Source organism: Streptomyces sp. NPDC012935 (assembly GCF_042900345.1).
In the GTDB taxonomy this organism is placed as follows: Bacteria; Actinomycetota; Actinomycetes; order Streptomycetales; family Streptomycetaceae; genus Streptomyces.
Map to the genome: position 1 here is coordinate 244,023 of NZ_JBIBBC010000007.1, position 22,887 is coordinate 266,909.

21 protein-coding genes and 1 riboswitch are annotated in these 22,887 nt (G+C 67.9%); of the genes, 18 read left to right on the forward strand and 3 right to left on the reverse strand.

The genetic code is table 11. The features are described 5' to 3' along the window. Positions 1-9: 9 nt before the first annotated feature. From ACFY5C_RS19585 to ACFY5C_RS19615, 7 genes are all read left to right on the forward strand, one after another. Positions 10-555, forward strand: coding sequence for an NUDIX hydrolase (locus ACFY5C_RS19585; RefSeq protein ID WP_389446110.1), 546 nt, complete (start codon positions 10-12; stop codon positions 553-555). 56 nt (positions 556-611) lie between these two features. Continuing rightward, positions 612-920 (forward strand): DUF2469 domain-containing protein, encoded by a 309-nt coding sequence (locus ACFY5C_RS19590; RefSeq protein WP_003993268.1) that lies wholly within the window; start codon positions 612-614, stop codon positions 918-920. A gap of 107 nt (positions 921-1,027) precedes the next feature. Then, on the forward strand, positions 1,028-1,405 hold the full coding sequence (locus ACFY5C_RS19595; protein WP_389445797.1) for a YraN family protein: 378 nt from the start codon (positions 1,028-1,030) through the stop codon (positions 1,403-1,405). A gap of 1 nt (position 1,406) precedes the next feature. Then, complete coding sequence (locus ACFY5C_RS19600) at positions 1,407-3,032, forward strand: YifB family Mg chelatase-like AAA ATPase (protein WP_389445799.1); 1,626 nt, start codon at positions 1,407-1,409, stop codon at positions 3,030-3,032. Then, positions 3,029-4,189, forward strand: a complete 1,161-nt coding sequence (gene dprA / locus ACFY5C_RS19605; RefSeq protein ID WP_389445802.1) for a DNA-processing protein DprA — start codon at positions 3,029-3,031, stop codon at positions 4,187-4,189. The genes ACFY5C_RS19600 and dprA overlap by 4 nt, the downstream gene beginning before the upstream one ends. A 293-nt stretch (positions 4,190-4,482) precedes the next feature. After that, on the forward strand, positions 4,483-5,325 hold the full coding sequence (gene whiG / locus ACFY5C_RS19610) for an RNA polymerase sigma factor WhiG (RefSeq protein WP_389445805.1): 843 nt from the start codon (positions 4,483-4,485) through the stop codon (positions 5,323-5,325). A 95-nt stretch (positions 5,326-5,420) separates the two neighbouring features. Continuing rightward, positions 5,421-5,978: a TetR/AcrR family transcriptional regulator gene (locus ACFY5C_RS19615; RefSeq protein ID WP_389446112.1), complete on the forward strand. Its 558-nt coding sequence runs from the start codon at positions 5,421-5,423 to the stop codon at positions 5,976-5,978. A gap of 124 nt (positions 5,979-6,102) precedes the next feature. On the opposite strand, the gene ACFY5C_RS19620 is transcribed toward ACFY5C_RS19615, so the two are convergent. Next, positions 6,103-6,711, reverse strand: coding sequence for a murein hydrolase activator EnvC family protein (locus ACFY5C_RS19620; RefSeq protein WP_389445806.1), 609 nt, complete (start codon positions 6,709-6,711; stop codon positions 6,103-6,105). 320 nt (positions 6,712-7,031) lie between these two features. Between ACFY5C_RS19620 and rpsB the strand changes: the two genes are divergently transcribed. The 6 genes from rpsB (at position 7,032) to ACFY5C_RS19650 (ending at position 12,418) form a co-directional block, all read left to right on the forward strand. Next, on the forward strand, positions 7,032-7,940 hold the full coding sequence (rpsB, locus tag ACFY5C_RS19625) for a 30S ribosomal protein S2 (RefSeq protein WP_389445809.1): 909 nt from the start codon (positions 7,032-7,034) through the stop codon (positions 7,938-7,940). Positions 7,941-8,123: 183 nt separating this feature from the next. Continuing rightward, positions 8,124-8,960 carry a translation elongation factor Ts gene (gene tsf / locus ACFY5C_RS19630; protein WP_328878931.1) on the forward strand — a complete coding sequence of 279 codons (837 nt, stop codon included), beginning with the start codon at positions 8,124-8,126 and terminating at the stop codon, positions 8,958-8,960. A gap of 195 nt (positions 8,961-9,155) precedes the next feature. Further along, positions 9,156-9,914: a UMP kinase gene (gene pyrH, locus ACFY5C_RS19635; RefSeq protein WP_328422897.1), complete on the forward strand. Its 759-nt coding sequence runs from the start codon at positions 9,156-9,158 to the stop codon at positions 9,912-9,914. A 168-nt stretch (positions 9,915-10,082) separates the two neighbouring features. Continuing rightward, the gene (frr, locus tag ACFY5C_RS19640) at positions 10,083-10,640 is read left to right on the forward strand and encodes a ribosome recycling factor (RefSeq protein WP_062666818.1); all 558 of its coding nucleotides are present in this window, start codon (positions 10,083-10,085) and stop codon (positions 10,638-10,640) included. After that, positions 10,640-11,824: a phosphatidate cytidylyltransferase gene (locus ACFY5C_RS19645; protein WP_389445812.1), complete on the forward strand. Its 1,185-nt coding sequence runs from the start codon at positions 10,640-10,642 to the stop codon at positions 11,822-11,824. Before frr ends, ACFY5C_RS19645 begins: the two co-directional genes overlap by 1 nt. Positions 11,825-12,103: 279 nt before the next feature. After that, on the forward strand, positions 12,104-12,418 hold the full coding sequence (locus ACFY5C_RS19650) for a hypothetical protein (RefSeq protein WP_389445814.1): 315 nt from the start codon (positions 12,104-12,106) through the stop codon (positions 12,416-12,418). A 404-nt stretch (positions 12,419-12,822) separates the two neighbouring features. On the opposite strand, the gene ACFY5C_RS19655 is transcribed toward ACFY5C_RS19650, so the two are convergent. After that, entirely contained in the window at positions 12,823-12,975 is a 153-nt protein-coding gene (locus ACFY5C_RS19655; protein ID WP_389445817.1) for a hypothetical protein, read from the reverse strand. A 2,519-nt stretch (positions 12,976-15,494) separates the two neighbouring features. Next, positions 15,495-16,982, reverse strand: a complete 1,488-nt coding sequence (locus ACFY5C_RS19660) for a hypothetical protein (RefSeq protein WP_389445820.1) — start codon at positions 16,980-16,982, stop codon at positions 15,495-15,497. 402 nt (positions 16,983-17,384) lie between these two features. On the opposite strand from ACFY5C_RS19660, the gene ACFY5C_RS19665 reads away from it, so the two are divergent. The 5 genes from ACFY5C_RS19665 (at position 17,385) to ACFY5C_RS19685 (ending at position 22,886) form a co-directional block, all read left to right on the forward strand. Then, on the forward strand, positions 17,385-17,633 hold the full coding sequence (locus ACFY5C_RS19665; RefSeq protein ID WP_389445822.1) for a hypothetical protein: 249 nt from the start codon (positions 17,385-17,387) through the stop codon (positions 17,631-17,633). A gap of 125 nt (positions 17,634-17,758) precedes the next feature. After that, complete coding sequence (rlmN, locus tag ACFY5C_RS19670; protein WP_389445824.1) at positions 17,759-18,865, forward strand: 23S rRNA (adenine(2503)-C(2))-methyltransferase RlmN; 1,107 nt, start codon at positions 17,759-17,761, stop codon at positions 18,863-18,865. Between the two features lie 45 nt (positions 18,866-18,910). Further along, positions 18,911-19,016, forward strand: a riboswitch (TPP riboswitch). Positions 19,017-19,128: 112 nt separating this feature from the next. Further along, positions 19,129-20,202 carry a thiamine ABC transporter substrate binding subunit gene (locus ACFY5C_RS19675; RefSeq protein ID WP_389446114.1) on the forward strand — a complete coding sequence of 358 codons (1,074 nt, stop codon included), beginning with the start codon at positions 19,129-19,131 and terminating at the stop codon, positions 20,200-20,202. Then, positions 20,178-21,866, forward strand: coding sequence for an ABC transporter permease (locus ACFY5C_RS19680; protein ID WP_389445827.1), 1,689 nt, complete (start codon positions 20,178-20,180; stop codon positions 21,864-21,866). Before ACFY5C_RS19675 ends, ACFY5C_RS19680 begins: the two co-directional genes overlap by 25 nt. After that, positions 21,867-22,886 (forward strand): ABC transporter ATP-binding protein, encoded by a 1,020-nt coding sequence (locus ACFY5C_RS19685; RefSeq protein ID WP_389445829.1) that lies wholly within the window; start codon positions 21,867-21,869, stop codon positions 22,884-22,886. Position 22,887: the final 1 nt, after the last annotated feature.

Genomic DNA, 22,887 nt, shown 5'->3' on the forward strand with positions numbered 1-22,887 from the left:
GCGACGGGCGTGGGCAACGGGCCGTACGGCGGGACAGGCCTCGGGAACGGGCCGTACGGCGACTCGTACGACGGCGGACTGCGCAAGGTCGCCCGCGTCGTCCTCCTCGACCCGCAGGACCGCATTCTGCTGCTGCACGGCCACGAGCCGGAGGATCCGGCCGTCGACTGGTGGTTCACCCCGGGCGGCGGCGTCGAGGGCGACGAGAGCCGTGCTCAGGCCGCCCTGCGGGAACTCGCCGAGGAGACCGGCATCACGGAGGTCGAGCTCGGTCCCGTGCTGTGGCACCGGATGTGTTCGTTCCCGTTCGCCGGCCGTCGCTGGGACCAGGACGAGTGGTACTACCTGGCCCGTACGACACAGACGGCGACCCGGGCCACGGGACTCACGGAACTGGAGCGGCGCAGCGTGGCCGGAGCACGCTGGTGGACGTGTCGGGAACTTGCCCAGGCGCATGAGACGGTGTATCCGACCAGACTCGCCGAGCTACTGCGCACACTGCTCGACGAAGGTCCCCCCGCTGGGCCCGTGACCCTTGACCCCGAAATTGTCTAGGTGCGGACGGGACTGGCGCACAATGGTGGGATCGCACGGCTGAAGGGGAACATGCCATGAGCGCCGAGGACCTCGAAAAGTACGAGACCGAGATGGAGCTCAAGCTCTATCGGGAGTACCGCGATGTCGTCGGTCTGTTCAAGTACGTGATCGAGACCGAGCGGCGCTTCTACCTGACCAACGACTACGAGATGCAGGTGCACTCGGTACAGGGTGAGGTGTTCTTCGAGGTGTCCATGGCGGATGCCTGGGTGTGGGACATGTATCGGCCGGCCCGGTTCGTCAAGCAGGTCCGGGTGCTCACGTTCAAGGATGTGAACATCGAGGAGCTCAACAAGAGCGATCTCGAGCTTCCGAGCGGGTGAGGTCCACTCGCAGGGGTGACGGAGTTGTCCACAGTCGCGGACTTGTCCACCAAGATCCAATAGCTCGCTGAGCTGCCCTCATCGTTGGCGCCGGAGGTGGTGCCGACATGAGCACGAGCACGGGAAACGCCCGCAGCGCACTGGGCAGGTACGGCGAGAGGCTGGCCGCACGGCGGCTGGCCGAGGCCGGGATGACGGTTCTGGAGCGCAACTGGCGCTGTGGCAGGACCGGAGAGATCGACATCGTCGCCCGGGACGGCGACGTGCTGGTCATCTGTGAGGTGAAGACCCGCAGGACCAGCGGCTACGAGCATCCGATGGCCGCGGTCACCCCCGACAAGGCGCGGCGCCTGCGCGGCCTCGCGGAACACTGGATCCACGCCCATGGCGGGGCACCACCCGGAGGCGTGCGCATCGATCTGGTCGGCGTGGTCCTTCCCGACCGCGGCGCGCCCGTGGTCGAGCATGCGCGAGGGGTGGCCTGACATGGGGTTCGCGCGTACGTGCTCGGTCGCTCTGGTGGGCGTCGAGGGCGTTGTGGTGGAGGTCCAGGCGGATCTGGAGCCCGGGGTGGCGGCGTTCACCCTGGTGGGACTGCCGGACAAGAGCCTGTCGGAGAGCCGCGACCGGGTACGGGCGGCCGTCGTGAACTCGGGCGGGGAATGGCCGCAGAAGAAGCTCACCGTGGGGCTCAGCCCGGCATCGGTACCCAAGGCCGGCAGCGGCTTCGACCTGGCCGTCGCATGCGCCGTCCTCGGCGCCGCCGAGCGGATCGATCCGCGGGTCCTCGCCGACATCGTGATGATCGGCGAGCTGGGTCTGGACGGACGGGTGCGTCCCGTGCGGGGCATCCTGCCCGCGGTGCTGGCCGCGGCGGACGCAGGCTACGAGCAGGTCGTCGTCCCCGAGTGCGCCGCGGCCGAGGCCTCGCTGGTGCCGGGCGTTTCCGTACTCGGCGTGCGCAGTCTGCGGCAGCTGATCGCCGTCCTCGCGGACGAGCCCGTGCCCGACGAGGAACCGGTGGAACGGGGCCGCCCGGATCCGCTGCTCGCGGGCCTGCGCGTGCCGGGCACGGGCGCGGCCACGGGCATGCACAGCATGGGTGCCGCCGAGCCCGATCACGGGCACGACCTCGCCGATGTGGTGGGCCAGATCTCGGCACGTACGGCCGTGGAGGTCGCCGCGGCGGGCGGGCATCACCTGTTCCTCGAAGGGCCGCCCGGCGCGGGCAAGACGATGCTCGCGGAGCGGCTCCCGGCCATCCTGCCCCGGCTGCGCAGGGAGGAGTCGCTGGAAGTCACGGCCGTGCACTCCGTGGCGGGGCTGCTGCCCCCGGGCAAGCCTCTGATCGACTTGGCGCCCTACTGCGCACCGCATCACTCGGCGACCATGCAGGCGCTGGTCGGCGGCGGCGCGGGCATCGCCCGGCCCGGCGCGGTGTCACTCTCCCACCGGGGGGTCCTCTTCCTGGACGAGACACCGGAGTTCAGCAGCCACGCCCTCGACGCACTGCGGCAACCCCTGGAAGCCGGGCATGTCGTGATCGCACGAAGCGCAGGCGTGGTGCGCTTCCCGGCGAAGTTCCTGATGGTGCTCGCGGCCAATCCCTGCCCCTGCGGCCGTTTCTCCCAGATGGGCGACCTGTGCGAGTGCCCGCCCTCGGCGATTCGTCGCTACCAGGCGCGGCTGTCGGGGCCGCTGCTCGACCGGGTCGACCTCCGCGTCGAGGTGGACCGTGTCACCCGCGCCCAGCTGACCGAGCGCGGGGCCCGGGGCGAGTCCACGGCCACGGTCGCCGACCGGGTCCGCGCGGCTCGGGAGCGGGCGTCGGTCCGGCTCGCCGGCACCCCGTGGCGGACCAACAGCGAGATCCCCGGACGGGAGCTGCGCAGCCGTTGGTACGCGGCGATCGGCGCCATGGACGAGGCGGAACGGAACCTGGAACGCGGCGTACTGACCGCCCGAGGACTCGACCGTGTGCTGCGGGTCGCCTGGACCGTCGCCGACCTGGTCGGCCACGACCGGCCCGACGCCACGGACGTCGCCCTGGCACTGCAACTGCGCACGGGTGTGCCGCGCGGCGTACCCATGGCCATCGGGGCGCTGACGTGACCGGCACCGGGGATCCCGACGACGAACTGCTCGGCCGTGTCTTCCTCAGCCGGGTCGTCGAGCCCGGGGACGAGGTCGCCGGGCGGTGGGTGCGGGAGTACGGCGTGGGGGAAGTGGTGCGGCGGTTGCGGCAGGGGGCGGATGCCTTGCCGGGGGTGGGTTACAAGCGGTGGGACGGGCTGAGGGCCCGGGGGCTGCGTGCCGAGCCCGAGCGGGATCTGGCCGTCGCCCGGGAAGCCGGCGGGCGGTTTGTGCGCCCCGGGGATGTCGAGTGGCCGGGGCAGCTCGACGACCTGGGCGACGCCCGGCCTCTCGGGCTGTGGGTGCGCGGCCGGGCCAGTCTGCGGATGTGGGCGCTGCGGTCCGTGGCCGTCGTCGGGGCCCGCGCCTGCACCGAGTACGGCGCACACATGGCGGCCACCCTTGCCGGCGGGCTCGCCGAGCGGGGGTGGGTGGTCGTGTCGGGCGGCGCCTACGGGGTCGACGGTGCCGCTCATCGCGGGGCCCTCGGCTCCGGCGGAGCCACCGTCGCCGTGCTCGCCTGCGGCGTCGACCGTCCCTACCCGCGCGGGCACACCCAGCTGATCAACAGGATCGCGGAACAGGGGCTCGTGATCGGGGAGCTGCCGCCCGGGGACCATCCGACGCCCAGCAGGTTCATCGTCCGGAACCGGGTGATCGCGGCCCTGACGCGGGGCACGGTCGTCGTCGAGGCCGCCCACCGCAGCGGTTCACTGGTCACCGCCCGGGCCGCCCAGCGGTTGGGACGCCACACGATGGGTGTTCCCGGTCCGGCCACCAGTGGCCTCTCAGCGGGCGTGCACGAACTGCTGCGCGGGGATGCCGTGCTGGTCACCGACGCCGCCGAGGTCGTCGAACTGGTCGGCGACATGGGAGAGCTCGCACCCGAGCGGCGCGGGCCCGTCCTGCCGCGCGATCTGCTGGAGCCCCGCGCGCGCAGGGTCCTCGCGGCGCTGCCCGGTGCTCGCGCGGCGAGAGCGGACGAGGTCGCGCGCGGTGCTCAGACCACCGAGGACGACGCGATCGCGAGGCTGTACGAACTCCGCTCACTTGGTTACGTCGAACGACACGGCGACGGCTGGAAGTTGACACGCCAGGCGATGATGTCCGTTCACGCCGGTCGGAGTCGATGTTGACCGAGCGTGTTCGGCCGTACGGGGGAACACGGACGCCCTTGAGAATTCCCCCAGTTGGGGTGTCCGGGTGATCACGTAGAGCGACCGTTATGACCCTGCGGGGCGTCCAGCGGAACGTATCTGCGTACGGCGTGCGCTCCGCCCTTCGCGCACCGCGACACTTCAGTCACGCTACGCTCACGAGGATTCCGGCGCAGACCGGCACCTCGACCCCAGAACGGCAGCAGTACGACATCCGACCGGTTGCTCCCCCAGGCACCCCCACTTCACGGCAGAACGGCACAAGGCAACGAATGCCCCAGCACACCTCCGGGTCCGACCGGGCGGCGATCCCCCCAGCCGCCCGTGACGGTGGCAGCGTGCGGCCGCCCGCTCCCTCGACACTCGACGAGCTGTGGCGGTCGTACAAGGCGACGGGGGACGAGCGCCTGCGCGAGCAGCTGATCCTGCACTACTCGCCGCTCGTCAAGTACGTGGCGGGCCGCGTGAGCGTCGGCCTGCCACCCAATGTGGAGCAGGCGGACTTCGTGTCGTCGGGCGTGTTCGGGCTGATCGACGCGATCGAGAAGTTCGACATCGACCGGGAGATCAAGTTCGAGACGTACGCGATCACGCGGATCCGGGGCGCGATGATCGACGAGCTCAGAGCGCTGGACTGGATTCCGCGGTCGGTGCGGCAGAAGGCGCGCAACGTCGAGCGGGCCTACGCGACGCTGGAGGCGCGGCTGCGGCGCACGCCCACGGAGGCCGAGGTGGCCCTCGAGATGGGCATCGCGGTGGACGAACTCCACTCGGTCTTCAGCCAGTTGTCGCTGGCCAATGTGGTCGCGCTGGAGGAGTTGCTGCACGTCGGCGGTGAGGGCGGCGACGGGCTCAGCGTCATGGACACGCTGGAGGACACCGCGGCGGACAACCCGGTGGAGGTCGCCGAGGACAGGGAGCTGCGGCGGTTTCTGGCGCGGGCCATCAACACCTTGCCCGAGCGGGAGAAGACCGTGGTGACGCTGTACTACTACGAGGGGCTCACGTTGGCCGAGATCGGGAACGTGCTGGGTGTGACCGAGAGCCGGGTGAGCCAGATCCACACCAAGTCGGTGCTGCAGCTGCGGGCGAAACTGGCCGGCTTCGGTCGTTGACCTGGCGGGACGTGTGCCGGGTTGGCCGGAGAGACTCCCGTCGGCGCGGGTGCGTCCGTAAAGTGGTTGACGTGCCAAGGATTCGAGCGGCCTCCGTGGCCGAGCACCGGTCGATGCAGCGAGCCGCCCTGCTGGACGCGGCTCGATCTCTGTTGTCCGAGGGCGGGACGGAGGCGCTGACGTTCCCGGCCCTTGCCGAGCGGACGGGGCTCGCGCGGTCGTCCGTGTACGAGTACTTCCGGTCGCGGGCCGCCGTGGTCGAGGAGCTGTGCGAGGTCGACTTCCCCGTGTGGGCCGCGGAGGTCTCGGCGGCGATGGAGCGGGAGGCCACGGCCGGGGGCAAGGTCGAGGCGTACGTCCGGCAGCAGCTCACGCTCGTGGGGGACCGGCGGCACCGGGCCGTGGTGGCGATCTCCGCCAGCGAGCTGGACGCGGGGGCCCGGGAGAAGATCCGTGCGGCGCACGGCGGGCTGGTCGCGATGATCGTCGAGGCGCTGGGGGAGATGGGGCACGCCGAGCCCCGGTTGGCGGCGATGCTGTTGCAGGGCGTCGTGGATGCGGCCGTACGGCGGATCGAGCTGGGGGCGGCGGAGGAGCCTGCGGCGATCACGGAGGCGGCTGTGTCGATGGCGCTGAGGGGCGTCCGGGGCTGAGCCAGACGGGGGGCGAGCGTATGTGCGCCGTCCCGTGCTGGAAGGACTGTTTGCGTCGGCGCTGAGGTCGGGGGGGTGCGGTACAGCCCGGTCGGCTACGACGGGGCGGTACAGCCCGGTCGGGCTACGACGGCAGCGGCACCCCGAGCACCGGCAGCAGCCGCGACGGTCCCCTGCGCAGCAGCCCTGGTGGCAGGAGTGACAGCGGGTCCAGGTAGGCGTCGCCTCTGCGCAGACCCCAGTGCACGCACGTTCCCGTGCAGTGCGAGCCCGTCGCCTCCACCGTCCCCACGACCTCGCCGGCCGCCACCTCGGCGCCCTTCCTCAGCACCGCCCGCACTGGCTCGTACGTCGTCCGCAGCGGCGGATCCCCCGTCCCCGTCAGCTCGACCGAGACGACCCCCCTGCCCGCCACGCGGCCGGCGAAGGAGACCCGTCCGGCCGCCACCGCACGTACCGGTGACCCGGGCGGGGTGCCGAGGTCCACGCCCCGGTGGCCGCGCCCGTACCGTGTCGCCGGAGGTTCCCAGGCGCGGAGGATCGGCGGGGGTGAGCCCACGGGCCATGCTCGCCCGATCGCGGGAACTGTGGGGTCCGGGGCCGATGCTGCGCCGGCGCTCGTGGCGGCCGGGGTCAGTCGTGGTGCCGGGGACAGCAGGACGGTCGCCGTCAGGAGCAACAGCACCACCAGCCGGCCGCATGCCCTGGCCGTCCTGGTCGCGCTCGCCGTCATCGGGGCCTTCGTGGCCCTCGCCGCCCTCGCACATTGCTTCGCTCGCATGCGAGAACCGTCCCCCACCCCCGCAGATCATGGCCGGGATCTGTGGATAACTCCCGGGTTGTGGACAGCGGCGTCACTCGGTGCCCCGCGGGTCCCGTACACTTCTTCTGGCGATCCGGGTCACCGGGTCGACTTCGCACGCCCCGATACGACAACCGGAGACGGTCCGTATCAGCGCCTCTCGGTCCTTGTGGCACGGCGCATGTGGGCGTCAGGCGCGGAAGCCGTCCGGCATCCGCGGCACAACCGAGAACATTCAAGGAGATACGGCCATGGCCGTCGTCACGATGCGGGAGCTGCTGGAGAGCGGCGTCCACTTCGGTCACCAGACCCGTCGTTGGAACCCGAAGATGAAGCGCTTCATCTTCACGGAGCGCAACGGCATCTACATCATCGACCTGCTCCAGTCGCTGTCGTACATCGACCGCGCCTACGAGTTCGTCAAGGAGACCGTCGCCCACGGCGGCACGGTCATGTTCGTCGGCACGAAGAAGCAGGCGCAGGAGGCCATCGCCGAGCAGGCCACCCGCGTCGGCATGCCCTACGTCAACCAGCGCTGGCTGGGCGGCATGCTCACCAACTTCTCGACCGTCTACAAGCGCCTGCAGCGCCTGAAGGAGCTCGAGCAGATCGACTTCGAGGATGTGGCCGCCTCCGGCCTCACCAAGAAGGAGCTGCTGGTCCTCTCCCGCGAGAAGGCCAAGCTGGAGAAGACCCTCGGTGGTATCCGCGAGATGCAGAAGGTGCCCAGCGCCGTCTGGATCGTGGACACCAAGAAGGAGCACATCGCCGTTGGTGAGGCCCGGAAGCTCAACATTCCGGTCGTCGCGATCCTCGACACCAACTGCGACCCCGACGAGGTCGACTACAAGATCCCGGGCAACGACGACGCGATCCGCTCCGTCACCCTGCTCACCCGCGTGATCGCCGACGCCGTCGCCGAGGGCCTCATCGCCCGCTCCGGCGTCGCCACCGGCGACAAGGGTGAGAAGGCCGCGGGCGAGCCGCTCGCCGAGTGGGAGCGCGACCTGCTCGAGGGCGAGAAGAAGGCCGACGAGGCTCCGGCCGCTGCCGAGGCCCCGGCCGCCGAGGCTCCGGCCGCCGAGGCTCCGGCCGCCGAGGCTCCGGCTGCCGACGCCCCCGCCACCGAGGCCCCGGCCGCCGAGGGCGAGCAGGCCTGACACCGTCAGCGTCAGGGTTGACGGCGGGAGCGGTACTGCACCCACTTGCGCCTTCGGCGCGGTGAAGTCCGCTCCCGCCGTTCACCCGTAGGTCGACGAAAGGTCAGCGGCTTCCGCCTTCATGGGGGCCGCAGACCCCGTAGATCTTCGATCTTCCAGACTTCGAGAAAGATTCACAGACTCATGGCGAACTACACCGCCGCTGACGTCAAGAAGCTCCGTGAGCTCACCGGCGCCGGCATGATGGACTGCAAGAAGGCGCTGGACGAGGCCGAGGGCAACGTCGAGAAGGCCGTCGAGGCGCTCCGTATCAAGGGCCAGAAGGGCGTCGCCAAGCGCGAAGGCCGCTCCGCCGAGAACGGCGCCGTGGTCTCGATCATCGCCGACGACAACTCCTCCGGTGTCCTCGTCGAGCTGAAGTGCGAGACGGACTTCGTCGCCAAGGGTGACAAGTTCCAGGCCGTCGCCACCGCGATCGCCGAGCACGTCGCGAAGACCTCCCCGGCCGACATCGAGGCCCTGCTCGCCTCCGAGATCGAGGCCGGCAAGACCGTCCAGGCGTTCGTGGACGAGGCCAACGCGAACCTGGGCGAGAAGATCGTCCTGGACCGCTTCGCGCAGTACGGCGACGGCTTCGTGCTCGCGTACATGCACCGCACGATGCCCGACCTGCCCCCGCAGATCGGTGTCCTCGTCGAGCTGGACAAGCCGAACGCCGAGGTCGCCAAGGGCATCGCCCAGCACATCGCCGCCTTCGCGCCGAAGTACCTCGCCAAGGAGGACGTGCCGGCCGAGGTCGTCGAGTCGGAGCGTCGTGTCGCCGAGGAGACCACCCGCGCCGAGGGCAAGCCCGAGGCCGCCCTGCCGAAGATCGTCGAGGGTCGCCTCAACGGCTTCTTCAAGGACGCCACGCTGCTCGGTCAGCCGTACGCGCTCGACAACAAGAAGTCCGTCCAGAAGGTTCTGGACGAGGCCGGTGTCACCCTGAAGCGCTTCACGCGCATCAAGGTCGGCATCTGAGTCCGTACCGCGATCGGCGCCCGACCCCGATAGGGTCGAGGGCAGTCGTCCGCGGACGCCGTCACCACGCACGCGCGCGTGACGGACGACAGCAGATCTGACGAGGAGGCCATTGCCGCGCATGGGATGCGAAACACACCCCAACCGGCAATGGCCTTCTTCGTATGTGCACCACGTAACAAAGGCGGGATCTCGATGACCACCAAGGCCCAGAAGAGCGACGACGGCAAAGTACGCGGCCGGTACCTGCTGAAGCTGTCCGGAGAAGCCTTCTCCGGCGGCGGGGGCCTCGGCGTCGACCCGGACGTGGTGCACAAGATCGCCCGCGAGATCGCGGCCGTCGTGCGCGACGGCGCGCAGGTCGCGGTCGTCATCGGCGGCGGCAACTTCTTCCGCGGCGCCGAACTCCAGCAGCGCGGCATGGACCGGGCCCGCTCCGACTACATGGGCATGCTCGGCACCGTGATGAACTGCCTCGCTCTCCAGGACTTCCTGGAGAAGGAGGGCATCGACAGCCGGGTCCAGACCGCCATCACCATGGGCCAGGTCGCCGAGCCGTACATCCCGCTGCGCGCCGTACGGCACCTGGAGAAGGGCCGCGTGGTCATCTTCGGCGCCGGTATGGGCATGCCGTACTTCTCCACCGACACCACCGCCGCGCAGCGCGCCCTGGAGATCGACGCCGAGGCGCTGCTGATGGGCAAGAACGGCGTGGACGGGGTCTACGACTCCGACCCGAAGACCAACCCGGACGCCGTCAAGTTCGACTCCCTCGGCTATGGCGAGGTCATCACCCGCGACCTCAAGGTCGCCGACGCGACCGCCGTCACGCTGTGCCGCGACAACAAGCTTCCGATCCTTGTCTTCGAGCTTCTGGCGGAGGGCAATATCGCGCGCGCCGTCAAGGGTGAGAAGATCGGCACGCTTGTGGGTGAGCAGGGCGGCCGGGGCTGACGCTCCGACAACAAGCCCGTCCGGGGGACGGACGGGACGGACCCTGACCGGGGGATGGACAATGTCCTGCCGGTCGGGAACCGTGCAGGAAGAAGACGCGACGCAGCCGGCCGCCGCCCCACCGAGGAACCGCAGCCGGGCCTTACTCAAGACACGCAGGAGCAAGTGGTGATCGAAGAGACCCTCCTCGAGGCCGAGGAGAAGATGGAGAAGGCCGTCGTGGTCGCCAAGGAGGACTTCGCCGCGATCCGCACCGGCCGTGCGCACCCGGCGATGTTCAACAAGATCGTGGCCGACTATTACGGTGCGCCGACGCCGATCAACCAGCTGGCTTCGTTCTCCGTGCCGGAGCCGCGCATGGCCGTCGTGACCCCGTTCGACAAGAGCGCGCTGCGCAACATCGAGCAGGCGATCCGCGACTCCGACCTCGGCGTCAACCCGAGCAACGACGGCAACATCATCCGAGTGGTGTTCCCCGAGCTCACCGAGGAGCGCCGCCGCGACTACATCAAGGTCGCCAAGGGCAAGGGCGAGGACGCCAAGGTGTCCATCCGCTCCGTCCGCCGCAAGGCCAAGGACGCCATCGACAAGCTGATCAAGGACGGCGAGATCGGCGAGGACGAGGGCCGCCGCGCGGAGAAGGAGCTCGACGACACCACGCACAAGTACGTCGCTCAGGTGGACGAGCTCCTCAAGCACAAGGAAGCCGAGCTGCTCGAGGTCTGATGAACGACTCTTCCTGGGGGGCGCCGCCACAAGCCGGGCAGGCCGGGCAGGCCGGGCATGCCGGGCAGGCCGGGTACTGGGGGACCACCGCGCGTGGACCTGTACAAGGGGCTGCCCCGGCGGGTCCCGCGTACGATGCGCCTGAGGCGCAGCAGACTCGCCCCATGCCCATCGTGCCCGACGTACCCGCGTATGGCGGAGACCAGGATGACGATCGGGGGGCCGCTCGGCTGAGCGGCCCCTTGTTCCGCGAACAGCCGCCCCGTGCGCGGCCGTACGACACGTCGCAGGCGCGGCCCTCCGAGGCGGCGCAGCAGAATCCGGAGCCCATGCACGACTCCCCGCAGCCGGCGCACCCGCCGCAGAAGAAGAGCGCGGGGCGCGACCTGGGTGCGGCCATAGGGGTCGCTGTCGGGCTCGGCGTGGTGATCGTCGCTTCGCTGTTCGTCGTCAAGGCCGTGTTCGTCGGTGTGGTCGCGGTCGCCGTGGTCGTGGGTCTGTGGGAACTGACCAAGCGGCTCGAGGAGCGCAAGGGCATCAAGGCGCCCCTCGTCCCGCTCGCGCTCGGCGGTGCGGCCATGGTGGTCGCCGGGTACGCCCGGGGTGCCGAAGGCGCCTGGACGGCGATGGCGCTGACCTCGCTGGCCGTGCTGGTCTGGCGGATGACGGAGCCGCCGGAGGGCTATCTCAAGGACGTCACCGCAGGCGTCTTCGCGGCGTTCTACGTGCCGTTCCTGGCGACGTTCGTCGCGATGATGCTGACCGCCGACGACGGGCCCTGGCGGGTCCTGACGTTCCTGCTCCTGACGGTCGTCAGCGACACCGGCGCGTACGCCGTCGGCTGGCGCTTCGGCACACACAAGCTCGCCCCGCGCATCAGCCCCGGCAAGACCCGCGAGGGCCTGCTCGGCGCCGTGAGCTTCGCGATGGTGGCGGGCGCGCTGTGCATGCAGTTCCTCATCGACGACGGCACGTGGTGGCAGGGCCTGCTCCTGGGCCTCGCGGTCGCGGCCACCGCCACGCTGGGCGACCTCGGCGAGTCGATGATCAAGCGGGACCTGGGCATCAAGGACATGGGCACGCTCCTGCCGGGGCACGGCGGGATCATGGACCGACTGGACTCGCTGCTGCCCACGGCGCCGGTGGTGTGGCTGCTGATGGTGCTGTTCGTGGGCTCGGGCTGACGTCCGTACATGCACACACCTGGGGGCCCCCGCTCTGGCCGAGCGGGGGCCCTTTGGTTCAGGTAGCGGCTCCGTCGTACGGCCGATCGACTGCGGGGGGCGGGCGGGCTACGCCGGCGGTCGGCGACGGCGCGCTCGGCTTCTGTCGAGTCCGCCCAACAGCGGTGGCGAGCCGTGAACGCGCCCCACCTCGTCGCACTCGTCCGAGCCGGGGCCCGATTCGTCCGCGGCCGACTGGCCAAGCGCCCGGCCACCTCGCGGCATAGGGTCTGGGACACCATGACCGACCACCACACCTACGGCACCAGCACCCACACCATGGGCGAGCTGGTCCAGCTCGTCACTGATTGCCTCGGGCTGGTCTTCACCGAGCGCGACAGTGAATACCGGGGCGTCTACCACCTCACCAGCAGCCCCTACGGACGGATCGAGATCCAGCCCAACCCCATCCCCGGCGACGACGGCCTCTACGCTCCGGAACACCCGACGGCCCAGGTGCTGTTGCTGACCAGCACCCTGATCCCGGACCCCGCCCTGCAGACCCGCCTGGGCTCCATCGCAGGGCTCATCCACCTGAACCACGAGACAGCGTGAGCAGCTGCTGATTCACTTCTCTGCCGCTGAACCAAAGAAGTGACCTGCATTGCGTCGGGCGTCTCCGGGCTGGGCGAGGGCCCCGGGGCCGACCGACTACGTAGCAGCGCAATGACTGGCTGCAGCAGCCACAAATGCGTCCATGGCGACCCTCGACACCTCCGCTCTCTTGGTCAACTCCTCTGCATCTGAAGCTTCTTCGATGACGATGGAGGCCTCGAAGGCATCACCGGCCAGGCGGACGATTGGTTCCGGAACCCCCGCGAGCCTGAGCCGAAGCAGGCAAGCTCTACTCGTCGTGCGGGCCTCGAAACAGGCGTCCTTGGCCTCTCTGTACGTTTCGTTGTCGGTCCCGTAGTCGCGTCTCGTGGACCATCGCCAGATCTGCCGGCGGCGTAGTTCCACTAGCGCCTCCGCCAGGTCGCAAATGGCTGTTCGCTGCTCTTGCCGCTGACGATCGCGGCGGGCCAGCTCAGCGGCACGATCTGCATGACGTCGTTGAAGAAGACCTGTGACTGCGGACCCGCCGAGCGTGCCCAGGACTGCGATGAGCGCAACTAACACGGCCTGCATAGCGACAAGTTCAGCAGCCCCAGTCGCTCTTGACGAGACCGCGACCGACGGCGCGTTCAGTCGCGTGACAGCGGATGTCTGTCGAATGTGTGTCGTCGCAGGCGCCTCAGCGACTTCAGCATGCCTATTAGCGCTGATCAGAGGGTGTATAGGTTCCTAGCGCACACGCGCCTTCCAAGCGCTTGGCCGCAGGTTCGAGTCCTGCCGGGGGCGACCAGTCTCCGCCCTCCTTCGGGAGGGCGTTTTTGCTGGTCAGGGTGCTTTCCAGCCGACGTGACGAGCCGCAGGCGCCCTCTTGATGATCAAGGGCAGAATCCGGGGCCGTCCGGCTGTCGGCTGTCACCGGGTTGTCGCGGGTGGCTGTGTCGAATACGTGTCGAAGTTCCTCAGTCGAAGATCAATCAGCGTCGGACAGCTCGGGGAGTCTCCGGCTGCTTCGAGGCGCTTCTTCAAATCAGAAAGCCGCCCTTCGACGCAGCGGGCGTACGTGGCGCGGAGTACCGGCACGCTGTTCCGGCCCACTCGGCCACCTGAGCGGGCGGGATCCCGACGTTGAGCCATTCGGGAAGGCGTGTGTGCCGGTTGTCGTACCCGCATGTCCGGAGCCACGATGGCCGGAAGCTCCTTGGCACCCGCCGACCTGGAGATCAGGCCGTCAGCATGCCTGTGTATGAGCATCCAACGCCTTCAGGCAGAGATGCAGAGCTTGCAGAAAGCGAACGTAATGCTCTTGCCGCTGTTGCCTGAGCCAATGAGAGTGCTCGTTGACTCCCTGGTCACGAACCTGCCGTCGGCCCGCTCGATACGAGAGCACACCACTCAGCAGCACCCCGGGGATTCCGATCGCTGCCGCCAATACCGCCGCCTGGCCTTGATCCACCTTCGAGGAACTGCACGAGCTGCAAGACCGCGCCGATGCAGCGCGCACCAAGTTCTTCAGAGCCGCTCACCAGGTGATCCATACCCCTTCGAGTCCAAGGCGGCGAGAGCTGGCGTTCGAGTCAAACAGCACGATGTAAATCGGTTCGTCGCCGCGGTACAGCAATGAAGTACAGCTTCCCGACTGCGGGTCCGTAGTGGCGTGCGCGGGGAGCTCCCATCCCGTCCGCCGTCGACCCAGGCGAAGCCGAGCAGACGCGGCCCATGGCGTGCAGGTCGTTCGTACAGTGGCGCGCTCCACCTGGACGCCATGAACCACGCCCGCTCCACGATGTGTGGGTCGACGGCGGACGGGATGGGAGCTGGGTGAGTGGTGGTGAAGGTGGCATCGGCTGACGTGACGCCGATGTCTTCGACCGACACTGTGGATCGCGCCGCAGGGTGACTGCTCCCTAAGCAGGGCAGGTAAATCTTGCACATACCAGTGCTGCTCGCTGCACTCGCCGCTGCTCCTAGGTACGCCTCGGTCACCCGGTCCAGTCCTAGGCAAAGCCCGCACAGCACCGAGCACCGGCTCGCCGCTGGCCCGTTCGCTCTGTCCCGGGGCAGGTCGGCCGAGATCTCCCCAGCAACAGCGTAGGCTCCAACGGGGGCGAAGTAGGCTGCCCGCTTGTCAAGACCGCCTCAGCTCCTGACACCATCAGCTGACACCAACAAGCGCGAACCGCGACGGATAACGCCGGACCTTCACGACCAATCATTAGCCAGGCACAAGGCGACGACGGGGACGATCGAGCCCTTGTGATCGACCTGATAAGGATGAGCTCAGATCTCAAAAACTGGGCCTCGTATGGGCGCCGTCCGTCCTCACTGTGGGCCGGCGCCCGTTGCCTTGACTCGGTCATTGAGACTCAGCCGACCTTGTCGGTGACCAGCAAGACCGCTAACTGGAGCGGCGGACAGTGAATCAGTCCTGCCGATGTGCCGATGGCGGCGGCGCTCCATAGCCGTTCCGCATCCGTTCGCGTGTTGCGTACAGCCGAGCAAGCTCCGAACGCGCCGACCTCTCCATCCGAAGCGTCCGATCAAGGTCTTCACGTGCTTCGCGTAGACGTACGACCGTACGTGCCGTGTTCCTCATGGCGAGAAGTTCACTAAGTCTCGTAAGGAGATGCGCACGGTCCGTTAGCCCCCTCGTCCAGCCCTCATGTCGGCCTTACAAACGCCGCCTGTGTCAGATTGTCCACAGTGGCGCCAGAGCGGCGCCCCAAGGCCGCGCCTCACGAGCCTCGTGAGCACGCACGCATCTGGCGGGTCGTGGGAGCTGCGAACACGGCAGAGAGCCATACGTGCCCCTTGCGTGCCCGATCAAGGGGTAAGCAATGGGGAAGGACGGGGAGCACGGGATTGCCTCCCAAGAACGCGCAAGCCAGCGTTGTGCCAAGTCGGGCGGCATCTGCATACGCGATCTTCCAAATTGGTGCTCTCGGGGCCGCGTAACGGCGCCTGACGCGCCCATTGAGACTCCACTGACCCCTCGTTAAGACAATGCCTCCCAGAACGGCAGCAAGGTCCTCTGAAGGTCACTTACAGTAGCTCTGGGGCAGTACCAGTAATTTCAACCTCAGACCCCGGAACGACTCAGTAATGCCTTAATGGGCATCTCGGAATAGGTGAAAACTACCCCAGCGCCATATCGGGCCGACTCCCTTTCCATTTCCTCTTGCGCTCCCTTCTTGGCAAAGTCTTTATCGTATGCAACTTGAGTCTTCTTCTTGGGGTTGAATGATGAAATGAAGTCATTATTGCCAAATTCTGGATTCCAAAAGGCTGTCACATATCTTGGCCTGCGCGTCACATTGATCATGTTGTTATTGTGTCGCACGCGGCCGCGGTAGGCAACGTACTCTCCGTACTCTCTGCATTCGCTTGGAGGGCAGTAGTAAGAACCCTCGTATTCCTTCCATGACAATCGAGGGGAAGAGAATTCTTCATCAATTTTCCCTCGATCCTTTCTTATTGTGACGATAGTGAGGCGGGCTTCCAGTGTATCGAACTTGGAATCCTTGGGCAGCCTTACTACAGTCTCGTGTGCGTATTCTTCTCCGACTTCAAACCAACCGCCGGGTCCATAGAAGTGCCCTGAGCTTACTACCGTCTCCTCGTTGTTTCGGATGTACCGCTCGGCTTCTGCGACATAACCAGGAATCTTCTCTGTTTCGGTTTTCCATCGCTTCAACCCTTCGCCGCTATCGGCGTATGAGACCGACGACCCGGCTACGGTGTAGTCATCGTTGATGACGTAGACGGCAATACCGCCACTGTTTTTTACGTATAGCCTTAGAGGAATATGGACATACTTGGAATCGGGGCTTTCTTGCGGCTTCCCAAATTCAGCCTTAAGTAGGAGGTGGACTGGCGCTGCGGTGGGTTGATACATGGTCGAATAGGCCAGGCTTACGGCCGTAAGGAGTGCAGTGGCAATCACCCCGACGGCAATCCTGTTTGGGTGCTGAACTCCCTCCCAAGGCTTTTCTCGGATAAGCAAACAAAGGGCCCAAAGTGACCAAACCCAAAGCGAAATAAACACCAATACGAAGGTGATATATTCTCTCTCCTCGAACCACATGAACAGGAGGAGGCTACTGGTCCCTAGTGCGATCAATGCTCCGATCAGGACATTTACTCCAGATAGCTTCGACTGACGCCTACCCCAATAGTCAAAGATTGCAAGTGTCGCCGCACCCTGCAGCATGCCCGCCAGGATGAATATGGCGCCGACAATTCGTTGTGCGAAAGTCAGTCCGTCGAAGGCATCTGGCCAGCCGATAAACAGGTGCAAAATGAAAGATCCGAGCATTCCCGCGACCATGAATGTAATAATTACGCGCCTTCTCTGCGGGTGGTCGGGCCATGTCTTGCTGTCGCCTCCGCGCCAGTATATTGATGACGGATCTTCCAAATCTATCGTTTCTGAGTAACCGAGGCGGCGGAGGATCTTTTGCATTTCACGAAATGACCAGGCTTTGCCGACCGTCTCGCCGTCGACGATGATCTTGCGAAGGCCGCGGCAATCAGGTGGTTCCACAGTCACCCATGGTTGAATGCCCATAAGGGTAAAACTGCAGCCTCAGTCGGCAATGTGCACGAGAAACTACTCCGTTCAGGTTCCAGTCCAAAGCCGTTGGGCCCCGCGGCCAACAAACGCCGGACAGGCATGCACCAGCGACCCTTCCGGCCATTGCATCAGTCGAGGGGGTAGCCGGAGTGGGCGTGACCGAACTCCTTGAGCGGTGGTCACACGTCAGCCCCGCCGACGCCAATGACGGCAACAACAGTGGACGGCAGCGGCACTCAACAGCCTGGCGTGGTGCTGGTCTAACGATTGGACCGGGCTGCCAGGGCGTGCCCGCGTCTTTTGAGCGCTTGCTGCGTCATGATCTAGCGATGGACGTGTACGCGTGGGTCCGCGGGCCCTGAAGTGCCGGCTGCGGAGGCGGTGTGGGCGGGCTGCGTGGCGACTGTCGCGGCCCTGTCTGGGAGCAAGATCACCGGAGAGGTCATCGGTCGCGAGTCTTTCGGGGTCTTCATACGTATAGACGGTGTGCCGAACGCCGTAGCGCTGGCGGAGATCACGTCGATGCCCCTGGGGATGGAGCTTCCGGCTCTCGGGGCCTTGGTCAGCAGTGAGGTCTACTGGCAGGGCGACCGCAACCACCAGGTCAGGGTTCGGTTCGACGAGTGGCAGGGAGCCGACGGGTGATCGAACCTGGGCCGTCTGTGGGCCGTCCGAGGGCGCTCAGCAGTGACCGGTGACGGCTGCTAACGACAGTCGTAGCCAGCGGCAGCCCCAGGTCACCCAAGTGGATCTGCGACACTGGGAGAGTTATGCCTGCACCCGGAGAACTCACTTTCGTCGCCCCCCGCGGAGCCAAGAAGCCGCCGCGGCACCTTGCCGACCTCACGCCTGCTGAGCGCAAGGACGTCGTCGCTGCGATCGGCGAGAAGCCGTTTCGTGCCAAGCAGCTCTCGCAGCACTACTTCGCGCGGTATGCGCACGAGCCGGAGCAGTGGACCGACATCCCGGCCGGGGCGCGGGCCAAGCTGCGGGAGGAGCTGTTCCCGGAACTGATGACGGTCGTGCGGCATCTGTCGACCGACCAGGGCACCACGCGCAAGACGCTGTGGCGGCTGTTCGACGGGACGCTCGTCGAGTCGGTGCTGATGCGGTACCCGGACCGGGTGACCATGTGCATCAGCTCCCAGGCGGGGTGCGGGATGAACTGCCCGTTCTGTGCCACGGGGCAGGCGGGGCTGGACCGGAATCTGTCGACCGCCGAGATCGTGCATCAGATCGTGGACGGGATGCGGGCGCTGAGGGACGGTGACGTGCCCGGTGGGCCCGCTCGGCTGTCCAACATCGTCTTCATGGGCATGGGTGAGCCGCTCGCCAACTACAACCGGGTCGTGGGCTCCATCCGGCGGCTGACCGATCCGGAGCCGGACGGGCTCGGGCTGTCCCAGCGCGGGATCACCGTCTCGACCGTCGGTCTCGTCCCGGCCATCCACCGGTTCGCCGACGAGGGCTTCAAGTGCCGGCTCGCGATCTCGCTGCACGCGCCCGACGACGAGCTGCGCGACACCCTCGTCCCCGTGAACACGCGGTGGAAGGTGCGCGAGGTGCTCGACGCCGGATTCGGGTACTCCGCCAAGTCGGGCCGCCGGCTGTCCATCGAGTACGCGCTCATCCGCGACATCAACGACCAGGCCTGGCGGGGTGACCGGCTCGGGCGGCTGCTCAAGGGCAAGCCGGTGCATGTGAACCTGATCCCGCTGAACCCGACTCCGGGCTCCAAGTGGACCGCGTCCCGCCCCGAGGACGAGAAGGCGTTCGTCGAGGCCATCGCCGCGCATGGTGTGCCGGTGACGGTTCGGGACACTCGTGGTCAGGAGATCGACGGGGCGTGCGGGCAGCTCGCCGCGACCGAACGGTAGTCTGACCGCCGTAGGTACATTTTCATATGGCGTAAATACATCTTCATATTCCGACAGGGGAGCGCCACAGCGCTGAGAGTGCGGCATCGGCCGCAGACCCTCCGAACCTGGCCCAGGTCATTCTGGGTAGGGAGATCGGTCACCACTCGAGCTGTTGCGCCCTGCCCGGAGCCTTCCCAAGGGTTCCGGGCAGGGCCGCGTCTCTTCCTGGTCACCCCCAGGAGGAATTAGTGAGCATCACCAAGAAGTCCACGGTGAAGACCATGGCCCTGGCCGTCGGGCTGGGCCTCGTCGCCCTGCCCGCGCTGTCCGCGTGCGGGTCGTCCGACGCCGGAAGCGGCAACGGCAGCGGCGGGTCCAAGACCGTCACGCTCGTCAGCCACGACTCGTGGGCCGTCTCGAAGAGCGTCCTCGCCGCCTTCGAGAAGCAGTCCGGCTACAAGGTCAGGGTCCTGGAGGACGGCGACGCGGGGCAGGCCGTCAACAAGGCCGTCCTCACCAAGGACAACCCGCAGGGCGACGTCTTCTTCGGCGTCGACAACACCCTGCTCTCGCGGGCGCTCGACAACGGGCTGTTCCAGTCGTACGAGCCGAAGGGCGCGGACAAGATCAAGGCCGAGTACCTGGCCGACCAGGACAAGCACCGGGTCACCCCGGTCGACACCGGCGACATCTGCGTCAACTACGACAAGGCGTACTTCAGCAAGCACAAGCTGACCCCGCCCAGCTCGTTCGACGATCTGATCAAGCCCGAGTACAAGGACCTCCTCGTCACCGAGAACGCCTCCGCCTCCTCGCCCGGCCTCGGCTTCTTGCTCGGCACCGCCGCCAAGTACGGCGACGACGGCTGGCAGGACTACTGGAAGAAGCTGAAGGCCAACGGCGTCAAGGTCGTCGACGGCTGGGAGCAGGCCTACAACGAGGAGTTCTCCGGCTCGGCCGGCGGTAAGAAGGCCAAGGCCGACCGTCCGCTCGTCGTGTCGTACGCCTCGTCCCCGCCCGCCGAGGTGATCTACGCCGATCCGAAGCCGGCGACCGCGCCGACGGGTGTCGCGAGCGGCACCTGCTTCCGGCAGGTCGAGTACGCGGGTCTGCTCAGCAACGCCCAGAACACCGAGGGCGGCAAGGCGCTCCTCGACTTCCTGCTCACCAGGACGTTCCAGGAGGACATGCCGCTCAACATGTTCGTCTACCCCGTGGTCGAGGGCGCCCAGGTGCCGCAGGAGTTCTCGAAGTACGGCCCGCAGGCCGAGAATCCAGAGACCCTGGACCCGGCGAAGGTCGCCGACAACCGTGACGACTGGGTCAAGTCGTGGACCTCGCTCGTACTGAAGTAGCCCCCCGCAAGGGCGCCTTCCGAAGGGGACGCGCGCGGAGCGCGGCGGTGCGGTTCGGCCTCATCGCCGTGCCCGTCGCGTTCTTCGCGGTCTTCTTCGCCCTTCCCGTCGCCGCGATCGTCGCGCGCGGCCTGAAGGTCGACGGGGTCTGGCAGTTCGGGCGCCTCCTGGACGTGCTCGGGCAGTCCGACGTCCGGCACGTCCTGTGGTTCACCACGTGGCAGGCGCTCGCCTCCACCGCCCTGACCCTGCTGATCGCGCTGCCGGGCGCCTACGTCTTCGCCCGCTTCGACTTCCCCGGCAAGCAGATCCTGCGGGCCGTGGTGACCGTCCCGTTCGTGCTGCCGACGGTCGTCGTCGGTACGGCGTTCCTCGCGCTCGTCGGCCGCGGCGGACTCCTGGACGAGCTGTGGGGCGTGCGGCTCGACACCACCGTGTGGGCCATCCTGCTCGCGCATGTCTTCTTCAACTACGCCGTCGTCGTACGGACGGTCGGCGGGCTGTGGGCGCAGCTCGACCCGCGGCAGGAGGAGGCCGCACGGATGCTGGGGGCGTCACGTCTCACTGCCTGGCGGACCGTCACCCTCCCTGCGCTCGGGCCCGCCGTGGCCGCCGCCGCGCTGATGGTCTTCCTGTTCACCTTCACCTCCTTCGGCGTGGTGCAGATCCTCGGCGGTCCGACGTTCTCGACGCTCGAAGTCGAGATCTACCGCCAGACATCCGAGATCTTCGACCTGTCCACGGCGGCCGTCCTGACGATCGTCCAGTTCCTCGCCGTCGGCGCGATCCTCGCCGTGCACGCCTGGACGGTACGGCGGCGGGAGAGCGCCCTGCGCCTGGTGGACGCGTCGGTGACCGCGCGGCGGCCGCGCGGGGCGGGGCAGTGGTCGCTGCTGGCCGGTGTCCTGGTCGTCGTCGCCGTACTCCTGGTGCTGCCGCTCGCCGTGCTGGTGCAGCGCTCGCTGGACGCGCCCGACTTCGGCTACTACCGGGCGCTGACCAGTGCCGACGGCGGCGTCTTCCTCGTCCCGCCCATCGAGGCGATCGGCAATTCCCTGCAGTACGCCGTCGTGGCCACCGCCATCGCCGTGCTGATCGGTGGTCTGGCCGCGGCCGCGCTGACCCGACGGGACGCGGGCCGGTTCGTTCGGGGCTTCGACGCACTGCTGATGCTGCCGCTCGGGGTGTCCGCGGTGACGGTCGGCTTCGGGTTCCTGATCGCCTTGGACGAGCCGCCGCTGGACCTCAGAAGTACGTGGATCCTCGTCCCGCTCGCGCAGGCGCTGGTCGGCGTGCCCTTCGTCGTGCGGACCATGCTGCCCGTGCTGCGCGCCGTGGACCAGCGGCTGCGCGAGGCGGCTTCGGTGCTGGGGGCGTCACCGTGGCGGGTCTGGCGTGAGGTGGACCTGCCGATGGTGCGAAGGGCGCTGCTGATCGCGGCCGGGTTCGCGTTCGCGGTGTCGCTGGGGGAGTTCGGGGCGACCGTGTTCATCGCGCGGCCCGACAACCCGACGCTGCCGGTGGCCGTGGCGAAGCTGCTCGGGCGGGCCGGTGATCTCAACTACGGGCAGGCGATGGCCCTTTCGACGATTCTGATGATCGTGTGCGCGGTGGCGCTGCTGGTGCTGGAGCGGCTGCGCACCGACCGGACCGGGGAGTTCTAGATGCTGCTGAGCCTTGCGGACGCGACGGTACGGTTCGGCGGACGTGCCGTGCTGGACGCGGTCGGCCTCGACGTCGCCGAGCACGAGATCGTCTGCGTGCTGGGGCCGAGCGGCAGCGGTAAGTCGACGTTGCTGCGGGTGGTGGCCGGGCTCCAGCCGATGGACGAGGGCCGGGTGCTGCTCGACGGGCGGGACCAGGCGGGGGTGCCCGCGCACAAGCGGGAGGTCGGGCTGATGTTCCAGGACCATCAGCTGTTCCCGCAGCGGGACGTCGGCGGCAACGTGGCCTTCGGGGCGCGGATGCACGGCGCCTCGAAGGCCGAACAGGCCGAGGGGGTAAGGGAGTTGCTCGACCTGGTCGGACTTCCGGGCGCCGCCCGCCGTGCCGTCGCCTCCCTGTCCGGCGGTGAGCAGCAGCGGGTGGCGCTGGCCCGTGCGCTCGCGCCCCGCCCGCGGTTGCTGATGCTGGACGAGCCGCTGGGCCAGCTCGACCGCTCGCTGCGGGAACGGCTCGTGGTCGAACTCCGGGAGCTGTTCGGTCGGTTGGGCACCACCGTGCTGGCCGTGACGCACGACCAGGGCGAGGCCTTCGCGCTCGCCGACCGGGTCGTGGTGATGCGGGACGGGCGGATCGCGCAGACCGGCACGCCGCTCGAGGTGTGGCAGCGTCCGGTGGACGAGTTCGTGGCGCGCTTCCTCGGGTTCGAGAACGTGGTCGAGGGCACGGTCGCGGGGGAGGCCGCGGACACCCCCTGGGGCAAGCTGCCCGTGGGCGAGGACGCCGCACAGGGCACCGGGACGCTGCTCGTACGGCCGGCCGGGGTGCGGCTCGTGTCCCCGGACTCGGGGCTGCGCTGCACGGTCACGGCGCGCACGTTCAAGGGCACGCATGTCGCCGTGCACCTCCAGCCGCAGGACGCGCCGCGCCTGGAGGCGGCGTGTGCGCTGCGGGAGGCGCCCGAGGTCGGGGACGCCGTCGGCGTGGAGTTCGACGCGGCGGAAATTGTGCTGCTGAGCTGAT